24 protein-coding genes are annotated in these 20203 nt (G+C 30.7%); 6 read left to right on the forward strand and 18 right to left on the reverse strand.

Annotated elements, in window-relative coordinates:
* Position 1 precedes the first annotated feature (1 nt).
* The 4 genes from ccoG to ccoN all read right to left on the reverse strand — a co-directional run bounded on the left by ccoG (position 2) and on the right by ccoN (position 4618).
* Positions 2-1423, reverse strand: coding sequence for a cytochrome c oxidase accessory protein CcoG (gene ccoG / locus ACIJYA_RS05540; RefSeq protein ID WP_435087866.1), 1422 nt, complete (start codon positions 1421-1423; stop codon positions 2-4).
* A 10-nt stretch (positions 1424-1433) separates the two neighbouring features.
* Positions 1434-2312 carry a cytochrome-c oxidase, cbb3-type subunit III gene (gene ccoP, locus ACIJYA_RS05545; protein ID WP_435087868.1) on the reverse strand — a complete coding sequence of 293 codons (879 nt, stop codon included), beginning with the start codon at positions 2310-2312 and terminating at the stop codon, positions 1434-1436.
* A 150-nt stretch (positions 2313-2462) separates the two neighbouring features.
* The gene (gene ccoO / locus ACIJYA_RS05550) at positions 2463-3203 is read right to left on the reverse strand and encodes a cytochrome-c oxidase, cbb3-type subunit II (protein WP_435087870.1); all 741 of its coding nucleotides are present in this window, start codon (positions 3201-3203) and stop codon (positions 2463-2465) included.
* On the reverse strand, positions 3200-4618 hold the full coding sequence (ccoN, locus tag ACIJYA_RS05555; protein WP_435087872.1) for a cytochrome-c oxidase, cbb3-type subunit I: 1419 nt from the start codon (positions 4616-4618) through the stop codon (positions 3200-3202). The genes ccoO and ccoN overlap by 4 nt, the downstream gene beginning before the upstream one ends.
* A gap of 81 nt (positions 4619-4699) precedes the next feature.
* On the opposite strand from ccoN, the gene ACIJYA_RS05560 reads away from it, so the two are divergent.
* Together ACIJYA_RS05560 and ACIJYA_RS05565 are read left to right on the forward strand one after the other, a co-directional pair.
* The gene (locus tag ACIJYA_RS05560) at positions 4700-4912 is read left to right on the forward strand and encodes a heme exporter protein CcmD (RefSeq protein WP_435087874.1); all 213 of its coding nucleotides are present in this window, start codon (positions 4700-4702) and stop codon (positions 4910-4912) included.
* 44 nt (positions 4913-4956) lie between these two features.
* Positions 4957-5145 carry a hypothetical protein gene (locus tag ACIJYA_RS05565; RefSeq protein ID WP_435087875.1) on the forward strand — a complete coding sequence of 63 codons (189 nt, stop codon included), beginning with the start codon at positions 4957-4959 and terminating at the stop codon, positions 5143-5145.
* Positions 5146-5147: 2 nt separating this feature from the next.
* Here the strand turns inward: ACIJYA_RS05565 and ACIJYA_RS05570 are convergent, their stop codons facing one another.
* The 8 genes from ACIJYA_RS05570 to ACIJYA_RS05605 all read right to left on the reverse strand — a co-directional run bounded on the left by ACIJYA_RS05570 (position 5148) and on the right by ACIJYA_RS05605 (position 10230).
* Positions 5148-5831, reverse strand: a complete 684-nt coding sequence (locus ACIJYA_RS05570; RefSeq protein WP_435087876.1) for a 2OG-Fe(II) oxygenase — start codon at positions 5829-5831, stop codon at positions 5148-5150.
* A gap of 12 nt (positions 5832-5843) precedes the next feature.
* Positions 5844-6932, reverse strand: a complete 1089-nt coding sequence (locus ACIJYA_RS05575) for a ribonucleotide-diphosphate reductase subunit beta (protein WP_435087878.1) — start codon at positions 6930-6932, stop codon at positions 5844-5846.
* Positions 6933-6935: 3 nt separating this feature from the next.
* Entirely contained in the window at positions 6936-7358 is a 423-nt protein-coding gene (locus tag ACIJYA_RS05580; protein ID WP_435087879.1) for a plastocyanin/azurin family copper-binding protein, read from the reverse strand.
* Entirely contained in the window at positions 7355-7588 is a 234-nt protein-coding gene (locus ACIJYA_RS05585; protein ID WP_435087880.1) for a hypothetical protein, read from the reverse strand. Before ACIJYA_RS05585 ends, ACIJYA_RS05580 begins: the two co-directional genes overlap by 4 nt.
* Before the next feature lie 4 nt (positions 7589-7592).
* A complete protein-coding gene (nirK, locus tag ACIJYA_RS05590) occupies positions 7593-8678 on the reverse strand; it encodes a copper-containing nitrite reductase (RefSeq protein WP_435087881.1) in 1086 nt (361 codons plus the stop codon).
* Positions 8679-8851: 173 nt separating this feature from the next.
* Complete coding sequence (locus ACIJYA_RS05595) at positions 8852-9106, reverse strand: DUF6868 family protein (RefSeq protein WP_435087882.1); 255 nt, start codon at positions 9104-9106, stop codon at positions 8852-8854.
* On the reverse strand, positions 9094-9735 hold the full coding sequence (locus ACIJYA_RS05600; RefSeq protein WP_435087883.1) for an aspartyl/asparaginyl beta-hydroxylase domain-containing protein: 642 nt from the start codon (positions 9733-9735) through the stop codon (positions 9094-9096). The genes ACIJYA_RS05595 and ACIJYA_RS05600 overlap by 13 nt, the downstream gene beginning before the upstream one ends.
* A gap of 324 nt (positions 9736-10059) precedes the next feature.
* The gene (locus tag ACIJYA_RS05605) at positions 10060-10230 is read right to left on the reverse strand and encodes a hypothetical protein (protein ID WP_435087884.1); all 171 of its coding nucleotides are present in this window, start codon (positions 10228-10230) and stop codon (positions 10060-10062) included.
* A gap of 160 nt (positions 10231-10390) precedes the next feature.
* Between ACIJYA_RS05605 and ACIJYA_RS05610 the strand changes: the two genes are divergently transcribed.
* Positions 10391-10834, forward strand: coding sequence for an Hsp20 family protein (locus tag ACIJYA_RS05610; RefSeq protein WP_435087885.1), 444 nt, complete (start codon positions 10391-10393; stop codon positions 10832-10834).
* 40 nt (positions 10835-10874) lie between these two features.
* Here the strand turns inward: ACIJYA_RS05610 and ACIJYA_RS05615 are convergent, their stop codons facing one another.
* A complete protein-coding gene (locus ACIJYA_RS05615) occupies positions 10875-11591 on the reverse strand; it encodes a Crp/Fnr family transcriptional regulator (RefSeq protein ID WP_435087887.1) in 717 nt (238 codons plus the stop codon).
* A gap of 79 nt (positions 11592-11670) precedes the next feature.
* On the opposite strand from ACIJYA_RS05615, the gene ACIJYA_RS05620 reads away from it, so the two are divergent.
* Positions 11671-12198 (forward strand): hypothetical protein, encoded by a 528-nt coding sequence (locus ACIJYA_RS05620; RefSeq protein ID WP_435087888.1) that lies wholly within the window; start codon positions 11671-11673, stop codon positions 12196-12198.
* Between the two features lie 5 nt (positions 12199-12203).
* On the opposite strand, the gene ACIJYA_RS05625 is transcribed toward ACIJYA_RS05620, so the two are convergent.
* Both ACIJYA_RS05625 and ACIJYA_RS05630 read right to left on the reverse strand, forming a co-directional pair.
* The gene (locus ACIJYA_RS05625; RefSeq protein ID WP_435087889.1) at positions 12204-12866 is read right to left on the reverse strand and encodes a hypothetical protein; all 663 of its coding nucleotides are present in this window, start codon (positions 12864-12866) and stop codon (positions 12204-12206) included.
* Positions 12866-13810 carry a mitochondrial fission ELM1 family protein gene (locus ACIJYA_RS05630; protein ID WP_435087890.1) on the reverse strand — a complete coding sequence of 315 codons (945 nt, stop codon included), beginning with the start codon at positions 13808-13810 and terminating at the stop codon, positions 12866-12868. The genes ACIJYA_RS05625 and ACIJYA_RS05630 overlap by 1 nt, the downstream gene beginning before the upstream one ends.
* Positions 13811-13831: 21 nt before the next feature.
* Between ACIJYA_RS05630 and trxB the strand changes: the two genes are divergently transcribed.
* Both trxB and ACIJYA_RS05640 read left to right on the forward strand, forming a co-directional pair.
* Entirely contained in the window at positions 13832-14776 is a 945-nt protein-coding gene (gene trxB / locus ACIJYA_RS05635; RefSeq protein ID WP_435087892.1) for a thioredoxin-disulfide reductase, read from the forward strand.
* 41 nt (positions 14777-14817) lie between these two features.
* Entirely contained in the window at positions 14818-15837 is a 1020-nt protein-coding gene (locus ACIJYA_RS05640) for an NAD-dependent epimerase/dehydratase family protein (RefSeq protein WP_435087893.1), read from the forward strand.
* On the opposite strand, the gene ACIJYA_RS05645 is transcribed toward ACIJYA_RS05640, so the two are convergent.
* From ACIJYA_RS05645 to ACIJYA_RS05655, 3 genes are all read right to left on the reverse strand, one after another.
* Positions 15834-18263, reverse strand: coding sequence for an FAD-dependent oxidoreductase (locus ACIJYA_RS05645; protein WP_435087894.1), 2430 nt, complete (start codon positions 18261-18263; stop codon positions 15834-15836). The genes ACIJYA_RS05640 and ACIJYA_RS05645 overlap by 4 nt on opposite strands.
* A gap of 83 nt (positions 18264-18346) precedes the next feature.
* Positions 18347-19003 carry an NAD(P)H-binding protein gene (locus ACIJYA_RS05650; protein WP_435087896.1) on the reverse strand — a complete coding sequence of 219 codons (657 nt, stop codon included), beginning with the start codon at positions 19001-19003 and terminating at the stop codon, positions 18347-18349.
* Between the two features lie 3 nt (positions 19004-19006).
* Positions 19007-20194, reverse strand: coding sequence for a pyridoxal phosphate-dependent aminotransferase (locus ACIJYA_RS05655; protein ID WP_435087898.1), 1188 nt, complete (start codon positions 20192-20194; stop codon positions 19007-19009).
* Between the last annotated feature and the right edge of the window lie 9 nt (positions 20195-20203).

A 20203-nucleotide genomic window follows, 5' to 3' on the forward strand; every position in this document is an offset into this window, starting at 1 on the left:
ACTAATATTTCCCACTAATAAATATGTTTTCTACTGTATCCGATATTTCATCATCTAATTCTTTAATATTGAAAATTACTTTTTTTCGAACCTCTTTATTTTTATCCGCTATAAGAAAAATACGATAATGACCAACACTATTAGCTACAACAGGTAAGTTGTTAGAAGATAAACTTTCTATACCTTGAATTTTAATTTTTAAATTTTTTAGACCTTCAATAGAAAGTGAATATTTCTTACTTTTAAATGATTTGTTGAGAATTTTAATATCATAACTATTTCTTATTTGACCATTTGAAAGTTTTACAAATAATGGATTTCTATCATGCAAAACATTAAGTTCTAAAATTGATCTATTCAACAGCATATAAAGAATTGCAGCACTTAAAATAAGAAGGATTGATAAATAACTGTATGTACGTCCTCTTAATTGGCTTTTTTTTTCTTTTTCATTTCTAAAACGTCTACCTTTATTTTTTTCTGTGTCATATCTAATTAATCCTGCTGGTAGATTAATTTTCTTCATAATCTTATTACATGCATCTATACACAAACCACAGGCAATACATTCCATTTGCAAACCTTGTCTTATATCAATACCCATAGGACAAACTTGAATACATTCTGTACAATTAATACAGTGACCTTTGTTCTCCCAGCTATCACCAGCTTTATGTTTGCCTCTTGGTTCTCCCCTAAATTCATCATAACTTATAATTAATGTATCCCTATCAAACATTGCTGACTGAAACCGAGCATAGGGACACATATAAGTACAAACCTGCTCTCTTGCAAAACCAGCCATCAAATAAGTTGAAAAAGTTAAAACTACAATCCAGCTTAAAACAGACCAAGGAACATCAAAATTTATAATTTGTTCTAATAATGTTGGTGCATCATTAAAATAAAAAACCCACGCACCTCCAGTCAATATTGCAATTACGATCCAAGCTATATGAGTTGATAGTTTTTTCCATATTTTGTTAAAACTGATCGGTGCATTACTTAATTTCATTCTAGAGTTGCGATCTCCTTGAAAAATTCTTTCCACCCAAACAAATAAATCAGTCCAAACTGTTTGTGGACACGCATAACCACACCAGGCACGCCCTACAAGACTTGTGCTTAAAAATAATGCTACTGCTAAGAATATTAATATTCCAGTTAAGAAATAAATTTCCTGTGGCCATATCTCAATGAAAAAAAAGTATGCTCTTCTATTCGGCATATCAATTAATATTGCTTGATTTGGTATCTGTGGACCTCTATCCCATCTTATCCAAGGAGCAAAATAATAAACAAACAATGTGCAAGTCATAATAATCCATTTTATTTTTCTAAATTTTCCCCAAACTCTTTTTGGAAAGATGATTTTTTGCTCAGAAAACAAACGTAGTGGATTTTTTTCCAAACTTTCTTGCATAATTAATGTCTTATTGTGACGCTGATAGTGAATGAATATATAAAGCTAGCATTCTTATAGTTGGGTCATCTAAACGATCCTCCCAAGCTGGCATAATTCCATGTTTTGGCTTTTTAATTTGAGAAATAATGCTCGATTTATCGCCACTACTATAAAACCAAATATTATCTCTCAAATTAGGAGCGCCCAAATCTTGAATTCCTTCACCATTGTTTCCATGACAAGCAGCACAATTATCAGCAAATAAGGTATTTTCACTGGATTGGTTATTGTTTTCATTAAGAGATAAGATGTATTCAGCCAACTCATTAATTTGCTCATCATTTAAAACTTCTACAAACTCTGGCATTTCAGAATATTTACCTTCATCATGACCAGATCGAATACCATATTTTATGGATGAATAAATTTGTTCAACGTTTCCTCCCCACAACCAATCATCATCGTTTAAATTAGGGTACCCCTTCGCTCCAGCAGCGCCTGATCCATGACATGTTGCACAATTATCTCTAAATGCTGCTTTACCTCCTGCTACTGCATAAGTATAAGATTTTTTATCTTTAAGTATTTCGTCAAATGAAGTTGCTTTAAAAAACTCTTTATAATTTTCTCTAATATCTAATATTTCTTTTTGATTATCTCTTAATTTTTTGTATTGAGTCCAATCTAGTATCCCAACTGTCCCTCCACGATAACCGCTTCCAGTTAAAGTTGGCCAAGAAGGATAAACAATCCAATAACCAACTGACCAAATTACTGTAACTATAAATACCCATATCCACCACCTTGGTGCAGGTGTATTTAATTCTTTTAAACCATCCCACTCATGCCCAGTAGTTTCTTGGCCTGTTATTTTATCAATCTCTTTATTATTATTTTTTTCGGACATAGATTACTTTTTCATTTTTAATTGGTATAAATTTATGTGACTCAATTTTTTTTTTAAAATTTGGGTTAAATAACCAAATAACAACTACTGAAAAAATAGAGAAAAAAATAATTAGACCTAAAACACCTGCATTGTCAGAAATAAAACTTATCATTTTTTAACCTCTTCAACTATTTGAGGGTCATAATTTTTTAGATCCGCCATACTTCCTAAGACCTGAAGGTAAGAAATCAAAGCATCTAATTCTGTGGGTAAGTTTTCATTACCATCAAAATCTCTGATATTTACTTTTTCACCATATCTATTTCTTAAATTTTCTGCTAAATCTGTTTCTGGTCTTAATTGTGCAAGACCATCCTTTGAAGCATTTTCAATCATCTCCTTTGTGTAAGGAACACCAGTAATTTTTAATGCTCTCAGATGTTTTCCCATGTCATCAAAGCTTAAAACTCGATTACTTAAATGTTTGTAGCTAGGCATAATTGACTCTGGAACTACATTTTGAGGTTTGATTAAATGTTCTACATGCCACTCATCCGAATATTTACCTCCTAAACGAGCAAGGTCTGGCCCTGTTCTCTTTGATCCCCATTGAAATGGGTGATCATACATACTTTCTGCTGCTAAAGAATAATGCCCGTAACGTTCAACTTCATCTCGTAATGGTCTGATTTGTTGACTGTGGCACGTATAGCAACCTTCTCTTAAATAAATATTAAATCCTTTAAGTTCTAAGGGTGTATAAGGTCTAACACCTTTGATTGGTTCAATTGTAGTTTCCAATCTAAAAAGTGGAACGATTTCAATTATGCCACCAATTGAAACAGCGATAACTGTAAAAATTAATAATAAAATTGAGTTTTTTTCTAATTTTTTATGTTTTTCCATCATTGGATTTGAGCCTTTTGAGAAATTGTTGATTTATTTGTACTAGGTATCTCTAAAGTTTTGATTAAGTTGTAAATCATGATCAAAACTCCAACAAAGAATAGAACTCCACCAATACCTCTAATTAGATAAAATGGCTTCATCGCCATAACCGTTTCAACAAAAGAATACTCTAAAAAACCCAGATTATCGTAAGCTCTCCACATCAAACCCTGCATAATTCCTGATACCCACATTGAAGATATATAAAAAACAATACCAATAGTGGAAATCCAAAGATGAATATTAACCAATCTTAGTGAGTAAAGATTTTTTTTATTCCATAAAACTGGAAACAAATAATAAATTACACCAAAACTAATAAATGCTACCCAACCTAATGTGCCTGAGTGAACATGACCAATAGTCCAGTCAGTATAATGACTTAAAGCATTAACTTCTTTAATAGACATTAAAGGACCTTCAAAAGTACTCATCCCATAAAATGCTAGAGAAATTATCATAAATTTTAAAACAGGATCTTCTCGAAGTTTGTACCAAGCTCCAGATAACGTCATCATTCCATTTATCATTCCACCCCAACTAGGCATCCAAAGCATAATTGAAAAAGTCATACCCAATGTTTGAGCCCAATCTGGTAAGGCAGTGTAATGTAAATGATGGGGACCCGCCCAAATATATAAAAAAATTAAAGACCAGAAATGTAAAATAGATAACCTATAAGAGTAAATTGGTCGATTAGCTCTTTTTGGAATAAAATAATAAACCATTCCAAGAAATCCAGCTGTTAAAAAGAATCCTACTGCATTATGTCCATACCACCATTGGATCATTGCACTTTGAACACCTCCCCATAACGGATAACTTTTTGCACCAAACAATGATACTGGAATAGAAACACCGTTAACCAAATGTAGAACCGCAACTGTAACTATGAAAGCAAGAAAAAACCAATTAGCTACATAAATGTGAGGTTCTTTTCTTTTTGTAAGAGTAACTAAATAAATTATCAAATATATTACCCAAACTATTGTTAACCATAAATCAGCATACCATTCTGGTTCAGCATATTCTTTACCTTGAGTAACTCCAAATAAATATCCTAAACCAGCCATTAAAATAAATGCCTGGTATCCCCAAAATGTAAAATTTGCCCATCCATCACCTGATAATCTAGTTTGGCAAGTTCTTTGAACTACAAAATAACTTGTTGCAAACAACACATTGCCACCAAAGGCAAATACTACAGCTGAAGTGTGTAGGGGGCGCAACCTACCAAATGTTAATAATGGTTCAAAATTTAATGATGGGAAAACCATCTGAAAAGCAATTAGTAAACCTGCTGCTAATCCCGCTACAAGCCAAAATATAGATGCAATAGTAAATTTTTTAACTATCTCATCATTATAGTTGATCATTAAAAAGATATATCTTTTTTATTTTTTATTAGATTTGATGCAGATCAATCTTTATTTAAAAAAAAAAGGTTAAAAAATAATATGATTAATAAAATATTATATCTAAATGGTTATGGAATTTATATTTGGTCTGCATATATTTTTACACTTATAAGTTTTTCAATTTTGCATTATTCAATTAAACGACAGTTTGAGAAAGAGAGAGAAATCTTTCGTAAAAAATTTGGTTTACTTGATAATGAAAAAAAACAGGCAGCTTATAGACAAGAAACTAATAGAAAATTATTGGCTTAAAACATAGCTTTTTTACAATATTTAGATTTATTAGTTAAGAATTGATGAAAATAAATTACTCAGGTCTTATTTTTCTATTCCTTGGAATAATATTTTTATGGAAAGATATTAATCAGGACACAATGATGTCACACAGCAACGCTTTATTTTCTATTAATGAAATGACCTGGATGTGGTTCTCAATGGCATTGATCCATTTCTTTGTTATTAAAGAATGTAATTGTAAAAAATAAATTTAAGATAGTTTGTAAAGTTCTTTGGTACTTTTCCAATCACTTGATACATAATTTATAATCAAATTTCTTCTGACTCCAAAAATATATTGTTTAGGTACACCGTGCCATGTATCTTCACCTGGAACAAACATGAATCCAGTATTCTGTTTGTAGGGTGCTTTTGAATGGAATGTTAAATCTTTGTTGTAAATTGTAGTTCCCCAATCTTTTGCATAGGTGTTTGAGTCGCTTGAAAGATAAATTAAAAAAGTTAACATTTTTTCTTTAATATCTAAGTGCGGCTCAAGCCAAAAGTCTCCTGTATCTAATGTATACTCAATACGAAGTTTCCCTTTTGATAACTCTTTTCCACAAATTAAACTTAATGTACTGATAATTCCATCACTGTTAAAAATTTCTGCAATTTCCTCCATACAATCATATTTTTTACAATTTTCATTATTAAAAAATATTCGTGTCATGTTGTTGCTTTCTCTTTTTCCTGAATAAGAATTGATAACTGGTGGATCAATTGGAAGTTTGAGAAATTTATCTACTAAATTTTTTGGCAAAACTTTATCAAATGTCCAATAATTAAATGGGTGTTTAACTGATAAAGCATTATTTAAATTTTTTCTAACATCATTATATTCAAAAAAATTTTTGCATATTGGTTTGTCTTTTATCTCTGTTTTATTTAACATTTTATTTCCTTATTAATGTTCAGGTTTAAAAAATTCTGTTTCACCAACTACCTTATTTTTTTCAAGTAAATCAAAATAAGGTGATTTTAAATCTTCAAAAGCTTCATGCCATGTACCTTGGGTTGCAGCTTTAGAATATTCTGTGGATCTACCTTCAAAAAAGTTCATGTGTTCAACAGCATTTAATATAGAGTCCAACCAAGTTAATGGATTTTTTTTAATATTATAAATTCTATCAAGTCCTAATTGAACAAGTCTTCTATCTGCAATCCATCTTATATAATCTTTTACTTCTTGTGCCTTTAGATTTTCAAGAGGTCCCATTTCAAATGAAACATCGATAAAGGCATCTTCCTGTGATACCGCTATTCTACAGGCCTCATAAATCTCATTTTTTAATTTATCTGTCCAAATTTCTTTATTTTCCTTAATGAACACCTGAAACAATCTTATCATTGAATTGCAGTGCAAAGTTTCGTCTCTCACCGACCAAGTTATGATTTGTCCCATTCCTTTCATTTTATTATGACGTGGAAAGTTTAGTAAAATTGCAAAACTAGCAAATAGTTGAACACCCTCAGTAAAAGCGCTAAATATTGCCAGTGTTTTTGCGATATTATGAAGAGAATTCACATCACATTTTTGAAGGTAATCATATTTATCCTTCATAGCTTTAATCTTTAAAAATTCAGAATATTCTGTCTCAGGCAAACCTATTGTGTCTAATAAGTGAGAATAGGCCGCAATATGAACAGTTTCCATTGCAGAGAATACAGACAACATCATTTTCACTTCTGTCGGTTTAAATACATTCATACAGTGACCCATATAATAGTTATTCACCTCAACATCTGCTTGAGTAAAAAATCTAAATATCTGTTTTAATAAATTTTTTTCTGAAGCAGAAATTACTTTTTGCCAATCTCTTACATCGTCTCCTAACGGAACTTCCTCTGGCAACCAATGAATTCTTTGTTGCGTCAACCAAGCATCGTAACACCAAGGATATCTGAATGGTTTATAAATTGGGTCACCAGTCATTAATCCACTTTTATTTACAAACTTAGATGTATCAGAATTAATTTTTACTGTTTGTGCCATTTTTTATATTTGTTCAATCAATACTTTAGCTAATTTTTTAGACTGTCCAAAAAATCTTATTTTTTTAATCATATCTAAATTAGACTTATCATCACCAACGATGACAAACCCTATCATTCCTAAACTCTTGTGTGGAGTACACCAATAGGCATAAATACCTGGAATAGTAAATTCATAACTTACATCTTCATTTAATCTAGATTTAAATTTTTCTACACCATCAGGTACGCCACCTTTTATAAATTCGACGTTATGCCCTTTATCTGTTGCTTCCCAAAAAACTTTATCTCCAACATTAATATTGATAACCTTTTCTGAATAAACCATTCTTTCTTTATCTAGCTTATTTAACATTTTAATATTTATTTCTTCACTCATCGCGTAATTAGAAAATATTAAAAAAAGTATTAATATATATTTTTTCATGATGTAAACAGTTTTCTCCTTTGTGTTTTTTTTAGATTTTTAATTTCTCTATTTAAAATATCAGTATTATTTTTATAAAACTCAATCTCTCTTTTAAGAACACTTATAGTTTGTATGAACTTTTGTGATTCTTCATCCATTTCATCTTTGAGATATTTGTTTTCATTTTGTAATTTTGATATTTTTTCTAGCGTTATACTTTCATTCAAGCTTTTGTCGGATACATACATATTATTAATCTGCAATTCTTGTAGGCTCCATTAGTTGTTCCATTAAATCATTATTCCATTTACCTGTTACTTTCACTTCAGCTTTTGCCCCCAAGATAAACGCTTCAATAAGATTATGATTTAGATAAACATAAGTTCCTGGTTGTCTAAATTTATAAACCATTGCTCCAGCTGCACCTCCAGGTACAAACCAAGTTTCTAAGTTAGTTCTTGGAGGATCATTAAACGATCCGTTTGGCCATACATAATCACCATGTCCACCAATTAAGTGAGGTCGTGTATCTCTATTTGCTTGTGCATGGATAAACATTACCGTTTCACCTACTTTTGCAGTCAAAGCGTTATCTCCCTCTAAAGCACCTTCTGATCCATTAAATACTACATGAGTAGGTGTTAATGTTTTCATCACTTCTAAAACATCGCTAAAACCATCACCTGGGTGAATATATTCCTTGTAATTTCCATTATCATCTTTTGGAAGATAAAAATCCTGTTCTCCAATGTAAAATGCTTTGTCATATGTGATTGGATTTCCCTCTCTGTCTTTCAATCCATCTCTAGGTAAAACCATAACGGCGCCGTTCATTCCTTTAACAACGTGCCAAGGCACCATGGCACCACCCGGTGCACAGTGATAAACAAATACCCCTGGTTTAGTTGCCTTCCATCTTAGTATTACTGCTTCACCTGGTAAAATATGTGTAAGACCTCCTCCACCTAGAGCACCTGTTGCTGCATGAAAATCTAAATTGTGTTCAAAGTTATTCTTTTTAGGATTAACTAATGTTAGCTCAATATAATCTCCAACATGGGCAACGATAAGTGGCCCTGGTACACTATCATTAAAGGCAAAAACTCTGAACTTTGTTCCTTGTTTATCAATAGTGATGACTTTTTCTGTAATACTCATTCTAACTTTAATTACTTTGGGTCCCCCTTTTGCAACTATGTTATGAGCTGGAACTAATGGTGCCGGCACTAGCTCCTGGATAACTACAGGAAGCTTATCTGCTTCACCACTTTTTGCCTGAAATGTAATTGAAATTAATATTAAAGAGATAAAGATAGATATATATTTTTTTGTATTCATATTTTTGCCTGTAATGTAATTGAAATTAATATTAAAGAGATAAAGATAGATATATAATTTTTTGTATCCATAAATATCACCTTAATGACTGATTCAAAATTTTACTTGATCTTGATCAAAGTTTTTATAATTTGATTTGTGTCAAACGTTAGGTGGATAAAAATTTTATGAGATTAAATTGAATATCTTAAGACAATATAAGGAAGTAAAACAAAAAAAACTGTTAAGGTTACATGGAGAATGATGCCTTTGTAATGTGCTTTTGCAAAATCTTTATGTGAAACTTTAAAGCATGAATGATGTATCTTATAAATAAAACTTTTAGGATAACTTCCAAATATAAATACTCGGAAAATTATAAATAAGAAATTAGCTATAATTAGCCACGCTAAAAAATTTACTAAAAGATTTAAATCTAGCTCGCCCATTGATCCCAAAGTTGATTATAAGTGTACTTTTTTTTAGTAAATAATTTGCTATGTGGAAGTGTTGCAACCAAATGTATTCTATCTTCTTCTCCACCATTAAAAAAATTATGGTATTTTTTTGCATTAACTATCCATACACCCCCATCTGCAGGTAAATGAAAAGATCTGTCTTCAATTACAAATCTACATCCTGGATTAGTAATAATTGGTATATGTAACCTTGGTTCTGGATCTTTGTGCCAACTCAAGGTTGATCTTGGTCCTTTTTTTAATATTCGAGTTCTTCCTAAAGCGAATCTTCTAGATAATATATCGTAAACAAATTTAAAATATGTGTTTTCAAACTCTGGTAAAAACTCTGTGAAATTATTTTCCTCTATATAATCTGCTCTGGCCACCTCTTGACCTGAGCTATCTGGTTTCGTCCAATAAAGTCCCCATGAATATTTTCCAGATGTACTATCATCATTACCTGGAATTTTATTAAGAGAAATACTATCTATATGTGACACTGACCCATCACCTTGATCAAATTCTTTTTTTCTTTTGATTTCTCTATAAGTGTCAACCAGTCTATTAACATCAAATGATAAACCTGGAACTTTATAAACTAGATCTTTAATTGACATGATTTTTTTTTAAAGAAATTTAAAAAGAAAAAGTTGATGTGAATCAAAAATATTAAGATTTATTCTGTTACAAATTAGTAGGTCTCACCATGTATCTACCCTACGAGTATCAACATTGTCTCTGAAATGGTGGGGCCTATCCTAGAAAAGATATGGTGAAATCCAAATTGTAGCAAAAGTAATTAAAGAACTTATAGCTATGGCTAGTATCAAAGTTTTTACAAGATTATGTATTTTCATAATTGTAAAATAGATGTTTTTTAAAATTTGATATTGATTTAAATCAAAACTAACATTGGGGTCCGGACCCATCTATTTTTTATATTATGGTATTTGATTGTAATCTAAACCAGTGCCACCTACTCCAGTCTTAAGATTAGAAGTAAATTTTGGCATATAAACAGCAATCAACGTTACCGCTAATGCAATGAATATCATTGCAATCGCAATATTAGCTTTACCGTGATAAGGCCTGTTAGTTAACATGTAGTTCATTATTACTCCTTTTGTTGTAAGTATATTTAAACGATTAATTTTTGTGCTGATATGCATCAAAAAATATCAGTTTTGATCAAAATCAATAATTCATAATTTTGATTTAAACCAAATTTTTTTTTTCATGTTTTGTTAGTTTAAATTAATAGAAAGGAGAAACATGAAATCACTATCAATTATAGACTCATTAAAACCTTTTTCAGTTGGTTTTGATGATATGTTTAAACATTTTGAAGATATTCATCATAGAGAATTGGATGCTTTTGAAACCAACAGAGGTGGCTACAATATTACAAAGATAGGAAAACAAGACTACAACATTGAAGTTGCATTACCTGGCATTGATAAAAAAAATGTCAAAGTTAGTGTTGAAGATAATGTTCTTATAATAAAGTCTTCTTCAAATAATAAAATTGAAAAAGATGATAAAGAATATCTTTATAAAGGTGTTGAAAAAGAAAATATCTGTGCCAGCTTTATTATAAGCAAGGATATAAAAGTCAAAGAGGCGATCATGGAAAAAGGTTTATTATCAATTAAGTTAAGAGAAGAAAAACCTTTGCCAAAATATGTTGAGGAAATACCAATTACTAGCAGGCAATAATATTATGAGTAGTCTCAGTTAAATACTGAGGCTATTTAATTTATTTTGAAAGATTAGATAATTTATCGAAATCGTTAATATAGATTTGCTTAGAAGATAAGACTTTAACTATGTTTGAAGTTTTTAATTTAGATACTTCTCTACTTACTGTTTCAATTGTTAAACCTAGGTAATCAGCTATATCTTGTCTTGTCATTGGTAAACTTATTGGATTATTTTGCCAGCCAATTCTTTTTCTTTGATCTGATATATTTATTAAAAACTTAGTAAGTCTCTCTGTGGCATCTAATTTTCCAAGAACACCCATTCTATCTTGAGCCAGTGTTAATTCATGAGATGTTTGATTCAAAAGCTCTTTTGCAAGAACCATATTTTTATCAATGTATTCATCTAGTTTTTTCTGTTCAAAAACACATACACGCACCTGGCCAATAGCTTCTGCACAATAATTGTATTTACCATTTTTATAAGAACCAAAAAAATCTCCAGGGTAGAGAAAACCTATTATCTGAATACGACCATCATCAATTAATTGATAAATTTTAACATTCCCTTCAGTAATATTATAAATATTTTTTGCATCATCCTGTTGCAAAAAAATATTTGCTTTATTTTGAAATTTTTTTTCTGATGAAATATTTGAAAATTCTTTGAGCTTTTCCTCCTGTAGACATCTGCAAAATGAGTGTGGTCTAATATTGCACTCTAAGCATCTGCTCTTTTCGTTAAATTCTTTATTTAATTGAGTTGACTGCATATCAAAATATATAAAGAAAGTATAAATTGTTATTGATCCAGATCAAATAGTTCTTTTAAATTTAGGATAGATACAAAGTGTGCTTAGTACAAATAATACGAACAATCTGCCAGGTCTCAATATTTTTAGATTTCAAGATAGTGACTTAAACTTAATGGGTATTTTACCTTTATTAGCTGAAGAATTTCCATCTTGGGGGTTAGACAGATTAAAAAGTTATATTAGATTAGTTCTAAAACAAGAGTCGAACGGCATCTTGGTTGCAAAAAATAATTCTTTGTACAATGTTGGTTTGCTAATTTACTCAATGCAAGACATTATAAATAAAGGCTTTTCCAAAAATGCTAAAAAAGAATTTTCTAAATGTTTAGTTGTAGAAAATTTAATTTCTTCAAGTCCTGTTGTAGAAAAAAAAGTTTACCTCCAGCTCACTAATAAGGCTGTTGATATTGCTGAAAACAATAGCTGTGAAATTGTTGAACTACCTAGATTTAATTCTTCATTTGATTTGGTTAAAAAAAAATACGAAAAAAAAATTGTTAACTCAGATGGGTGGAGAACATTCATTAAAATTAATAAAATTTTAACTGCTAATAAAGAGCTTTAATTAAATTATAAAACTTTCCAGTCTGTTTCAAAGGTAACATAATTAACCTGGATGCAGCGTCTTTCTTTAACAATTTTTTTCTTTTCCATACCATGCCAAGTATTAGGCCCACTAGTAAACATGTATCCGTAATTATTTTTATATGGAACTGTTTTTACTTTTTCTAATTTATCATTATAAAAATCTGTTCCAAGCTTCTCTGACTCGTTAGTATTATTAACAAATATTAATCCTGACATTAGTTTCTCTTTAATATCACAATGAGGCTTTAACCAAAAACCCTCGCGATCACAAATAACCTCAACTCTGACATATGAGTTTGATAAATCTTTATTGATCATTTTTGAAATAGCTTGATGCACTTCTTTAGATTGAAGTTCGTTAATGAATTTAACTAAATTTGGAAATTGTTTTTCATTTTCTTTAGTTACAAAACATCTAAATTTTATTGCCTCACCACCAGAAGCTATTCCCTCTCTAAATTCAGCAGCTCCACCATCAATTGCTCTAGTTCCATCATAATTTAAATTATGTTTACTTACATCTGGAATATCTGCTTTAATAATTTCCTTTATTGTACCATTAGTAAGTGCGTTATGGTATTCCCAGTGATCAAAGGGAAATTCATGTTTTTTTGATTGGTTTTGAATTGAATCTAAAAGTGACATTATGAATTAATTTGTTGTTTGATAATACTTGCTACTCTATTCGTTTCGTCTAATTTTTGATAGTTCCAATTTTCAATCTCTTCACCTAAAATTCTAGTTATATTTAATTCTCTAAATAAATTTCTAAATCTTTGAAATCTTTTGTCATTTTTTTTAGGCAAAATATTAGCTACATAAATAGGTTTTCCCGTTAAAGCTGCCTCAGAGATCATTGAGCTAGAGTCGCATGTAACAATAATATTCTCTGCAAGTGCTAGAGCTGACAGGTAAGCTTTTTTATCAACATCCATTATAACCGTATGATTATCTCCAAAAAATTCTTTGGCATAATGAATTGTGTTTATTGGCGTTCTCATTGAAGGGATTATAACTAGTTGAAAATCATGTTTTTTTAGCAATTTGTATAACATCGTAAAGATATGTTTCATATTCTTTGTGGAATAATCGTAATACTTTGTTGGACCACCCATAATTAATGTCCAAATTTTTCTTTCATCTTTTTTAACAAATGAATTTAGGTAATCTTTATTTTCAGTAATTTCATTTTCTGTGAGATAATGAATGGCGCCTTTGGTGTTGATAACATTTTGACCTTCTAATCCATCGTGTTCTGGGGCAACAATAAAGTCAAAATGATTTAAATCTACTTTTGGATCTTGAATATGAATGTTAAATACTTTTTTATTAGCTTTATTTTTTAAATGAATTGAGGGAATTACACTTTTACGTCCGCAAGATATAATCACATCAAAGTCATCTTGATTAATTTTTTGATACACATTTTGTGAAATGGGTGTCAGCTTAGGTGGTATCACTTTCCAAAAACTATTTAGTTCAACTGTGTGGTGTGTAAAATCGATATCTAAAGCTTTTGCCAAACCCTCTACCTGACTAATCATGCCATGCATTCCTTGAGTTAATAATATGCCTTTTAATTTAGTCATTAATCACTATATAGCTTCCATATGAGTCAAAATCCAACAAAACACACAAAAGTGTTAATAATAGGATCTGGTCCTGCCGGATACACTGCAGCAGTTTATGCGGCACGTGCAATGTTAAATCCAATTTTAGTTTACGGCGTTCAACCGGGTGGGCAATTGACAACAACTACGGATGTTGAAAATTTTCCAGGTTTTGCAGATGTAATTCAAGGTCCTTGGTTAATGGATCAGATGAAAGATCAGGCTAAAGCAGTTGGAACAGAAATGATTGAAGATCATATCTCATCGGTAAATTTAAAATCTACACCCTTTGAAGCTGTTGGCGATAGTGGTCAAAAATATACGGCAGATAGCATTATAATTTCTACAGGCGCTCAAGCTAGATGGTTAAATTTAAAATCAGAACAAGAATTCAGAGGTTTTGGAGTTTCAGCTTGTGCTACTTGTGATGGTTTTTTCTTTAAAGATAAAGAAGTTGCAGTTGTTGGTGGTGGTAATGCTGCTGTTGAAGAAGCAATGTTTCTCACAAAATTTGCATCAAAAGTTAAATTAATTCATAGAAGAGATGAACTAAGAGCTGAAAAGATGCTTCAAAAAAAATTAATGGAAAATAAAAAAATTGAAATTATTTGGGATAGTGCTGTTGATGAAGTTATCGGAGATAATGATCCTAAAAATGTTAAAGCAATTAAAGTTAAGAATTTAAAAACTAACGATATTCAAGAAATGAAGATTGATGGGTTATTTATTGCGATTGGACATGATCCAGCAACAGCTTTATTTAAAGAACAATTAGATATGGATAAAGAGGGTTATTTATTAACTAAACCAGATTCTACAGAAACTAATGTCCCTGGAGTTTATGCTGCTGGAGATGTTAAAGACAAAACTTTTAGACAAGCTGTAACAGCTGCGGGGATGGGCTGTATGGCTGCGCTTGAAGCTGAAAAATTTTTATCTCACTGATAAGAACCATTAAAACTTAATACAAACTAAAGGAAAACAAAATGACTGATAAAGTACTGCTAACTGGAATAAGTGGCTGGATAGCGAAACATATAGCAATTGAATTATTAAATTCTGGATATAGAGTTTTGGGAACTGTTAGAAGTCAAAATTCATTAGAGAAAACTAAAAAAACTATAAGCGAATATGTTTCAACAGATAAATTATCATTTGTTGAATTGGATCTTTTAAAAGATGAAGGTTGGAATGAGGCTGCTAAAGACTGTAAATATATTATACATACTGCTTCTCCTTATCCCATGAAAAGTTCAAGAAATAGAGAAGCTTTAGTTCCAGCTGCTAAAGAGGGAACTTTGAGAGTTTTAAATGCGGGTATAGAGGCTAACATTGAAAAGATAGTTCTAACATCATCAATAGCCGCAATGTTTAAAAGACCAAATAGAACCAACCCTTACAATGTCGGAGAAAATGATTGGTCAGATACTGAATGGAGTGGTTCTAACGATTATATTATATCTAAAACTAAAGCTGAGAAAGTTGCCTGGGAATTAATGGAAAGCAAAGGATTGAAAGATAAATTAACTGTAATTAATCCAGGTGGTGTTAATGGTGATGCATTAGATGATAAAGAAAATACATCGACTAAATATGTTCAACTTTTCCTTAAAGGAAAATATCCAATGGCTCCAAATTTTGGAATATTAATTTCTGATGTAAAAGATGTAGCAAAAGCACATGTACTTTCATTAAAAAATTCTAAAGTAAATGGAAGACGTCTATTAATTGGTTCAGAAGTTAAAAAAATGCTGGAAATTTCTAAAATTATGCAAGAAGAGTTTCCACAGTACGCAAAAAAACTACCAAAAAAAGAAATGCCAAACTTTATGTTAAAATTAATTAGTTATCTGGATTCATCTGCAAAACTTATGGTACCAGAACTAGGCATTCTAATGCAAACAGATACTTCATATGCTGAAGACTTATTGGGGATAAAATTTAAACCAGCACGAGATAGCATCAAAGATGCTGGAAACTCAGTAATAAGACTTGGGTTGATTTAAGATCTTAATCGATCGTTATTTTTGTCAAAGATAGGTTCGTCAATTATTTTTGCTTTGATTTTTGCTCCTTGAATTTTGATAAATAACTCATTTCCTATGTTTGCACAATCTGGCTTAACATATGCAAAAGCTAAACTTTTTTTAACTCTAAAACCATAAGCTCCAGAAGTAGTAAGTCCCACTTTCTTATCATCAAAGTACACAGGTTCATTTCCATGTGCATCAGCATCTTTTGCTTCAACCTCAAGATATACCAGCTTAGTTTCTATTCCATTATCTAGTAATTTTGTTACTGCTTTGGACCCTTTAAATTCATTTTTCTTTTCAAGATTAAAAAATTTATCAAGACCTGCTTCAACAACACTAATTTCAGGAGTAAGTTCAGTTCCCCATCCTCTATATCCTTTTTCAATTCTCATAGAATTCATTGCTCGAGTTCCAAAGTCAATAATACTTTCTTGTTTACCTTCTTTAATAATAAGATCATAAATTTCACTCATCTGATCTATTGAATGATGAAGCTCCCAGCCTAATTCTCCCATGTAATTAACTCTGAGTGCAATTACATCTATATTATTAATCTTTATATGCTTTGATTTTAACCATGGAAAATTTTCATTACTTAAATCTGAATCTGTTAATTTTTGAAGTACATTTCTAGATTTAGGTCCTATTAAACCTAAAACTCCTTTTTCAAGAGTTACATTTTTGATTATAACTCTCTCACCTTCTTGTTTATTATGATTTAACCAGTCTAAGTCTCTTATTTCTGAAATAGCTGCGGATAAAGCATAATAATGATTATCTTTTAATTTAGTAATTGTAAACTCAGTTTGAATTCTGCCAATATCATTTAGAGCATGGGTTAAAATAATACTTCCATCTTTTTTAGGAATTCTATTCGAGCATAATCTATTTAAAAATTGATAACTATCCTCTCCTGTAATTTCAAATTTAGAAAAACTACTTAAATCAATTACACCAACATGATTATGAACATGCTCACATTCATTTTGAATATATGGAAAAACGTTATTTCTTTTGTAACTTAAAGCTTCTTTAACATTATCTTTATTAAACCAATCAGGTTTTTCCCATCCATATAAATCAAAATATTCTGCACCTTTATCTTTAAGTTTTTGATATATTGGCGTGGTTTTCATTGGCCTTCCAATTTCAATTTTATCATGAGGCATTGGAGTGACATACATTCTTCGATATTGTTCCTTTGACTTTTCAACAGAATAATCTTTATTGACCCAACTCATGTAACGTCTTGGTTCAAATTCTTGCATGTTAATTTCTGAGTCTCCATGAACAATCCATTGAGCCATGTATTTTCCTGCTCCACCTCCATGTGCAATACCAATGCTTGCAGCACAAAACATCCAAAAATTTTTAAGGCCAGGCGCTGGTCCTGCTAAAAAATTATCGTCAGGTGTATGAGTAATAGGACCACATATTATTCTTTTTATTCCAACATCTTTAAATTCAGGGATTCTATCCATACCTTTTTCTAAATGATCTGCAATTCTATCTAAATCAGGTTCTAGTAATTCCATATCAAATTTCCAATCCATTCCATCTAATGCCCAGGCTGCTACATCTTTTTCATATGGGCCAATTAATAATCCTTTGCCTTCTTGTCTTAAGTAAGATGAAGAGTCTGGATCTCTAACAACTGGTAATTCTTTATCTAATTTTTCTATTTCAGGATGAGCTTCCGTTACTAGATATTGATGAACCATATTAATACTTGGCACATTTTTTAACCCAACCATTGCAGCTACTTCAGGACAAAAACTTCCAGCAGCATTTACAACATGCTCACAAATTATATCTCCTTTTTCAGTAATTACTTTCCACTCACCCGAGGATGTTTTTTTAATGTCGGTTACTCTATTTTTTCTGTAAATTTTAGCTCCTCCATTCCTAGCGCCTTTAGCCATTGCATTCGTTGTGCTCGTAGGATCAGTATAGCCATCTTCAGTTGTTAAAAATGCTCCTTTAATTCCATCAAGTTTTATAAATGGATGATATTTTTGAATTTCTTCTGTAGAAATTATTGAACAAGGCGCACCTACTATATCCAATACTCCTTTAGTGTAATCAAACCATTCCAAATCATCATTTGTATATGCAAGTCTTAAACTTCCTGTTTCATGAAAACCAGTTGGCTGACCAGTCTCTTTTTCAAGATTTTTATAGAGATTTGTTGAATGAAGATGAATTTTTGCAAGATTCAAACTTGTTAACATATGTGGACACTGACCTGCGGCATGCCAAGTAGAACCAGAAGTAAGTTCGCTTTTTTCAATTAAAACCACATCACTCCATCCTTCTTTGGTTAAATGATATAAAAGACTTACACCCATTATACCACCTCCAATAATTACTAACTTTGCATGTGATTGTATTTTGTCCATAAATTTTAATAACAATATATTTTAGTTAGAAATAAATATATATAAATTTTCTACATTTTGAGGACGTGTGATGAAGATTAAAATTATGAACTACTTAAGTCAGCTATCTCATCAGACTCAAAAATTGTTTTTGAAACTTTATTTTGAGTAATGGCAATCATTGCTTTTGCAACAGTTGCTGATTGAATGGGTTTCATTTTCTTTAGAGGCCCTAAAAATAGAGGAGATAATAATTTAAATACAAAAATTCCTATTTTCTCGCCTATTCTCTTTTCTTTTCGATCTCCTAATAAAAAAGAAGGTCTCATTATTCCTAGGTTTGGAAAATTAAGTCTTTTTAATTCTTCTTCTACTTCTCCTTTGAATTTTAAATAATCTCCTGAACTTTTTGGATCTGCATAACCAGATGAGATAAAAACAAATGAATTTACTGAGTTTGATTTTGCAATTTGAGCAACTTGTTTTGGAACCTCAAGCTCCACTCTTTTATATTCATTTTTATCTGGTGAATTTTTCTTTGTAGTGCCAATACAAAAGAAGCAATCATCCCCTTTGATATCTTCTCTATGATTTTCTAAATTATTAAAATCTGTTTGAATAATTTCGATCTTTGGATCACTTGTATCTATTGATGAACGAACAAATAACTTAATCTTAGAATAGTTATTATTGCTAATTAATTGATATAAAACATGGCTTCCAACTAACCCAGATGCACCAAATAATAAGGCTGTTTTCACTTCTTAAGATAAACTTTCACAAAAAGTTTTTATTCTCTCCATTGCTTTTTTTAAATTTTGCATTGAAGTAGCATATGAAATTCTAAAATAACCATCTAATCCAAAGGCTGATCCTTGCACTACGGCAACATTTGATTTCTCAAGTAATTTTTGAACAAAATCAGTATCTGTGTTTAATTTTGTTTTTTTGTTTAAGAGACCTTTGCAGCTTGGAAATACGTAAAAAGCACCATTAGGTGTTAAGCACTTAATGCCTTTAATATTATTTAAACTTTTAACAACAAAATCTCTTCTTTCTTTAAAAGCTTTTGATCTTTTTTGAATAAAACCTTGATTACCATTTAAGGCTTCAACAGCTGCTGCTTGACTTATTGAAGATGGGTTAGATGTAGATTGTGATTGAATTTTACCAATCGCTTTAATTACATCTTTTGGACCTGCCGCATAACCTATTCTCCAACCAGTCATTGCATAAGATTTACTAACACCATTCATAGTAAGAGTTCTATCTTTTAATTTTGAATTTTGTGCGATGGTATAAAAATTAAAATTATCATATTTAATATGCTCATAAATATCATCACTCAAAATATGAACTTTTTTATTTTTAACTAAAACTTTTGCCAATTCCTCAATTTCTTTTTTAGTGTAACCTGCACCTGTTGGATTTGAGGGTGAGTTTAAAATTAACCATTTTGTTTTTTTTGTAATAGCTTTTCTTAATTTTGAAGGTGTAAGTTTGAATCCCTCTTGTTCAGTACATTTAACTATTTTTGGCTTTCCTCCAGATAATAAAACCATATCTGGATAAGACACCCAAAAAGGTGCTGGGATTATAACTTCATCACCTTTGTTTAAAGTTGCCATGAATGCGTTATATAAAACTTGCTTACCACCAGTTCCAACAGTGATCTGATCTGCAGTGTAACTTAACTTATTTTCTCTTTTAAACTTTGCTATAATTGCTTTTTTTAAAGCGGGAGTTCCATCCACTGCTGTATATTTAGTGTCTCCATTTTTAATAGCTTTAATTGCTGCATTCTTTACGTTGTCTGGAGTATCAAAATCTGGTTCACCAGCACCAAGGCCAATTACATCTTTGCCTGCAGCTCTTAATTCTCTTGCTTTTTGAGTAACAGCAATAGTTGGTGATGGTTTAATTCTTTTTAAACTGTCTGATATTATGCTCATTGAAATATA

It is taken from the genome of Candidatus Pelagibacter bacterium nBUS_29 (genome assembly GCF_051200905.1).
Lineage (GTDB): Bacteria > Pseudomonadota > Alphaproteobacteria > Pelagibacterales > Pelagibacteraceae > Pelagibacter.

Bases quoted from the DNA above. Each gene is read 5' to 3' on its own strand.
- ccoG (WP_435087866.1), bottom strand. From the start codon at position 1,423: ATGCAAGAAAGTTTGGAAAAAAATCCACTACGTTTGTTTTCTGAGCAA.
- ccoP (WP_435087868.1), bottom strand. From the start codon at position 2,312: ATGTCCGAAAAAAATAATAATAAAGAGATTGATAAAATAACAGGCCAA.
- ccoO (WP_435087870.1), bottom strand. From the start codon at position 3,203: ATGATGGAAAAACATAAAAAATTAGAAAAAAACTCAATTTTATTATTA.
- ccoN (WP_435087872.1), bottom strand. From the start codon at position 4,618: ATGATCAACTATAATGATGAGATAGTTAAAAAATTTACTATTGCATCT.
- ACIJYA_RS05560 (WP_435087874.1), top strand. From the start codon at position 4,700: ATGATTAATAAAATATTATATCTAAATGGTTATGGAATTTATATTTGG.
- ACIJYA_RS05565 (WP_435087875.1), top strand. From the start codon at position 4,957: ATGAAAATAAATTACTCAGGTCTTATTTTTCTATTCCTTGGAATAATA.
- ACIJYA_RS05570 (WP_435087876.1), bottom strand. From the start codon at position 5,831: ATGTTAAATAAAACAGAGATAAAAGACAAACCAATATGCAAAAATTTT.
- ACIJYA_RS05575 (WP_435087878.1), bottom strand. From the start codon at position 6,932: ATGGCACAAACAGTAAAAATTAATTCTGATACATCTAAGTTTGTAAAT.
- ACIJYA_RS05580 (WP_435087879.1), bottom strand. From the start codon at position 7,358: ATGAAAAAATATATATTAATACTTTTTTTAATATTTTCTAATTACGCG.
- ACIJYA_RS05585 (WP_435087880.1), bottom strand. From the start codon at position 7,588: ATGTATGTATCCGACAAAAGCTTGAATGAAAGTATAACGCTAGAAAAA.
- nirK (WP_435087881.1), bottom strand. From the start codon at position 8,678: ATGAATACAAAAAAATATATATCTATCTTTATCTCTTTAATATTAATT.
- ACIJYA_RS05595 (WP_435087882.1), bottom strand. From the start codon at position 9,106: ATGGGCGAGCTAGATTTAAATCTTTTAGTAAATTTTTTAGCGTGGCTA.
- ACIJYA_RS05600 (WP_435087883.1), bottom strand. From the start codon at position 9,735: ATGTCAATTAAAGATCTAGTTTATAAAGTTCCAGGTTTATCATTTGAT.
- ACIJYA_RS05605 (WP_435087884.1), bottom strand. From the start codon at position 10,230: ATGAACTACATGTTAACTAACAGGCCTTATCACGGTAAAGCTAATATT.
- ACIJYA_RS05610 (WP_435087885.1), top strand. From the start codon at position 10,391: ATGAAATCACTATCAATTATAGACTCATTAAAACCTTTTTCAGTTGGT.
- ACIJYA_RS05615 (WP_435087887.1), bottom strand. From the start codon at position 11,591: ATGCAGTCAACTCAATTAAATAAAGAATTTAACGAAAAGAGCAGATGC.
- ACIJYA_RS05625 (WP_435087889.1), bottom strand. From the start codon at position 12,866: ATGTCACTTTTAGATTCAATTCAAAACCAATCAAAAAAACATGAATTT.
- ACIJYA_RS05630 (WP_435087890.1), bottom strand. From the start codon at position 13,810: ATGACTAAATTAAAAGGCATATTATTAACTCAAGGAATGCATGGCATG.
- trxB (WP_435087892.1), top strand. From the start codon at position 13,832: ATGAGTCAAAATCCAACAAAACACACAAAAGTGTTAATAATAGGATCT.
- ACIJYA_RS05640 (WP_435087893.1), top strand. From the start codon at position 14,818: ATGACTGATAAAGTACTGCTAACTGGAATAAGTGGCTGGATAGCGAAA.
- ACIJYA_RS05645 (WP_435087894.1), bottom strand. From the start codon at position 18,263: ATGGACAAAATACAATCACATGCAAAGTTAGTAATTATTGGAGGTGGT.
- ACIJYA_RS05655 (WP_435087898.1), bottom strand. From the start codon at position 20,194: ATGAGCATAATATCAGACAGTTTAAAAAGAATTAAACCATCACCAACT.